Raw genomic sequence first — 4,059 nt, forward strand, 5'->3', positions numbered from 1 at the left:
TTTTTCTTCCCAAGGCCCATGCAGATTTGATAGCTCGTCGTTCCGGCAATGCCAATCTGGGGGTCTACACGCAGGAAATTCCGCTGTTGACGCTGTCCGCAATGGCACCGGTGATCCGGGCCTTTGCCACCGGAGAAGGGGTGGGATACGAACATTATCCCGAATTCCAAGCCTTTATGTCGCAACTCGCCGATGCCAAACATGAAGCGGTGCTGGTATCCAAGTTTTTGCCGTCCATTGAAGACGGGCAAATGGCGGCGGCGCTGGCTTCCGGCATCGACGTATGTGACATAGGATGCGGCGAGGGTGTGGCGACGAATCTGATGGCGGCCGCCTATCCGGAAAGCAGATTCGTCGGAGTCGACATCTCGCAAGCGGCGATTGAAAAGGCGGCAAGGGCCGCTGGGAACTTGTCGCTAAAAAATATCGAATTCATTGCGGCGGATGCAGCTTGTTTGGATCACCATCCAGCGTTTACAGCAGGTCTCGACTATATCACGGCCTTCGATGCCGTGCATGATCAACCCCATCCCCAGGCGGCGCTTCGAAACGTTTTGGCGGTACTGAAGCCGGGGGGACGATTTTCCATGGTGGACATCGATGCCAGCAGTCATTTGTCGAAAAACGCGAAGCATCCGATGGGAGCGTTCCTGTACACGGTCAGCCTGATGCATTGCATGCCGGTGGGGCTGGTGGACGGCGGCGCCGGACTGGGAATGATGTGGGGGCGTGAAAAAGCGGTGGAGATGCTTCATGCCGCCGGTTTTTCTTCGGTTTCTGTGCTCGAAATTCCCGACGATCCTTTCAACCTGCATTTTTACTGCCGAAAAGCCGCGTGATTCATCCGATGGTGTTTGACCCAATGGAGTTAAATGTGCAATAAAGAAAATGATCGCTGTTTTGCCGACAGGATCGGCTCCAACTGTCGTGAAGATTCTTGATGGACTGTGAATTGGCGCCGGTTTCCTTCTTTCGGAGGCCTGCAACACGATGAATTTCAAATAACCAAGGTGGTACGCACCCATGCAAAATGCTTCCAACAATGATTTTCCCAGGGGACAACTCCCCCAGTTTCGCCCCGAAGACCTTGATTTTAAAAAAGTTTCCAGCCTGGCCAAATGGATCGGTCTGGGCCTTGCCGTTTTTGCGCTCTGGAACCTGTTAAGCTGGGCCATGTCCTTTTATCGAGACTGGCTGTGGTTCAGCAACCTGGAGCACCAGTCCGTGCTGCTGAAAGTGATGAGCACGCGAATATGGCTGTTTCTATTGGGATCCGCCGTTTTCCTGGCGGTGGCGATTCCCAACCTGCTGGCGGTTTTTCGCACCACGCCCCGGACCCTGCCTACCGATGGTTCCGAAATGCCCCCGGACTCCTATCGGATCGCCATCACCCTGCTGATCTGGCTTGGCTGGGCCGCCGTTGCAGTAGGGGCGGTGCTGATGGCCACGCGCCTGGCCGCGGAATGGGAACTCTTTCTGCGTTTTTTCAATGGCGTACCGTTCAACGAAACCGAACCGATTTTCAACAGGGACTTCTCCTTCTATATTTTTACCCTGCCTGCAGTGACGTTTCTGCGTACCTGGTTGCTGAGCGTGTTGGTGGTCATCGGCATCGGTGCGGCGGCGCTCTATTATCTGGCCAGCAGCCTGCGGGGAGAGCGCTTTTCCCTCTCCCCTGCCATCCGCTCACATCTGGCCCTGATGGGCGCCTTTATTTTTCTGCTGATTGCCGCAGGGCACTGGCTGGGACGTTACGACCTGCTCTATTCCCCCACCGGCGCAGTGTATGGGGTTGGGTATACCGACCATTACGTCACCATGCCCGCACGATTTTTTCTGACCTTTGTGGCCCTGGCCTGCTCGGGGATGCTCTTTTTCAGCCGGCGTTTCAAAAATCCCCGCATCGATGTCTACGCCGTCATAGCCTGGGTGGGTCTGACCCTGGTGTTCGGCAGTGTTCTGCCGGCCCTGGTGCAACGGCTGCATGTGGAACCCAGTGAATTGGCCCGAGAAACAGACTATCTGGCCAACAACATCGCCTTTACGCGCAATGCCTACGGGCTGACGGACATCCAGTCACGCAGCCATCCCGCACAGGGAAAAGTTGATGAGCAGGCCGTGGCCGATAACCAGGGCACCATTCAGAACATCCGCCTGTGGGATGAGGGGCCTCTGCTTCAAAGCTATAACCAGATTCAGTTCTTCAGGCTGTACTACGACTTTATGGCCGTTCACACCGACCGCTACCGCGTCGACGGCCAGCTGCGCCAGGTAATGCTGGCAACCCGGGAGCTCTCTGCGGAAAAGCTGCCCGCCGAAGCCCAGCGCTGGGTCAACCGCCATCTGCAGTTTACCCATGGGTACGGCGTGGCGATGACACCGGTAACCGAGGTGGATCGTGGCGGACGACCCGGCTTTTTTATCAAGGATGTGCCGCCGGCGGGTGCCATCCCCCTGACGCGCCCTGATATTTATTACGGTTTAAAAAGTCTCGATTTCCTCATCGTGCGCAGCGGCATGCAGGAGTTCAACTACCCCGGGCCCGATGGTCCGGCTTATGTGCGCTATGAAGGCAAAGGCGGTGTTCAACTGAGCAGCTTTTTCCGCAGATTAATTTACAGCATTAAATTCATGGATGTAAATATTCTGATTTCCGGCGAAATTGCATCCGACAGCCGCATTCAATACCGCCGCACCGTGCCCGAGCGCTTTGCCACCGTGACACCCTTTCTGATGCGCGACCAGGAGGCCTATGCGGTTGTGGCCGATGGGCGTCTTTTCTGGATTCAGGACGCCTACACCTTTACCCGCCGCTATCCGTATGCCACGCCTTACATGGACAGCTTCAACTACATCAGAAACAGCGTCAAGGCGGTCGTAGATGCTTACCATGGCACCATCGACTATTATGTTGCGGATCCATCTGATCCAATGATCATGACCTATCAGGCCATCTTCCCCGGGCTGTTCAAACCCCTGGAAGAGATGCCCGGCTATCTGAAAGAGCACCTTCGCTATCCCCTGGATCTGTTTACCATCCAGTCTCAAATGCTGCTGCAGTATCACATGGAGGATCACGTCGTCTTCTACAACAAGGAAGATCAGTGGTCCATACCTGTTCAGAGCTCCTTCGGCCAGACCCAGGCGCTGAAGCCTTACTATATCGTGGCCCGTCTGCCCGGCGAAGAGAAGGAGGAGTTTCTGCTCATTCAGCCGTTCACCCCATCCGACCGCCACAATCTGGTCGGCTGGATTGCAGCCCGCAGCGACGGAGAACACTACGGCAAAATGGAGTTGTTCCGTTTCCCCTCGGGCCGGCATGTGGACGGCCCCAACCAGGTGGAAGCGCGCATTGACAATGACGCGGTTATTTCGGAGCAGTTCACTCTGTGGGGTCAGGTGGGCTCCGAAGTATTCCGGGGGATTCTGCTGGTTGTTCCCATCGGCGATGCCGTTCTGTATGCCGAACCGGTGTTTCTCAAGCCAGAAGCCCTTGATTTCCCGGAATTGCGGCGCATTATCCTGGCCGATTCCCATCGGGTGGTAATGCAGCAGACCCTGGACAGCGCCATCAACGACCTGACAGGCCGGCCGCCGGGAGTGGAGGCCGACCCATCTGCCGAGGAGAAAGCGGCGGCATCGACCCCCTCCGGTCTGATTGTTCAGGGCATTGAGGAGATTCACCGCATCCTGCAGGAAGCGACCGGCAGGCTGCAGGAATTGATCAATCAACTCAGGCAACAGCCCCAGGAGGCGGAAAAATAAGCGGGGATCGGCACGTCGCTGCTATTGCCCGCCAGTGGAGGCGCTGCGGTCATTGGGGAAGGCAGACCTGGCCAAGCGGGTACCCCTCATGATTATAAAAGCACATAGCCGACAGCCGGTATTTCATCCCTCTATTTGAACCGGCTGTCGTTGCAACTACAAATATATACCGAAGGACCCGCCAATGCCAGGGGTGTTTATAACCCTGAATTTTCAAACAACATCTTTTGGGTTTTTAAATCCCAGTTGCCGTTATTCCCCATTTGCTTGTCTTTTTTAAAGTTTTTCAAGGCT

Annotated in this window: 2 protein-coding genes; both read left to right on the plus strand. The window is 55.7% G+C overall.

The window, feature by feature from the left end:
* Positions 1 to 140 precede the first annotated feature (140 nt).
* On the plus strand, positions 141 to 839 hold the full coding sequence (locus R6V78_RS01225; protein WP_410287498.1) for a class I SAM-dependent methyltransferase: 699 nt from the start codon (positions 141 to 143) through the stop codon (positions 837 to 839).
* Positions 840 to 1,023: 184 nt separating this feature from the next.
* The gene (locus R6V78_RS01230) at positions 1,024 to 3,765 is read left to right on the plus strand and encodes a UPF0182 family protein (protein WP_410287499.1); all 2,742 of its coding nucleotides are present in this window, start codon (positions 1,024 to 1,026) and stop codon (positions 3,763 to 3,765) included.
* Positions 3,766 to 4,059: the final 294 nt, after the last annotated feature.

Source organism: Desulfosarcina sp. (genome assembly GCF_046496365.1).
Classification (GTDB): domain Bacteria; phylum Desulfobacterota; class Desulfobacteria; order Desulfobacterales; family Desulfosarcinaceae; genus Desulfosarcina.

Coding starts and splice junctions, on each gene's coding strand:
- R6V78_RS01230 (WP_410287499.1), top strand. CDS start 1,024: ATGCAAAATGCTTCCAACAATGATTTTCCCAGGGGACAACTCCCCCAG.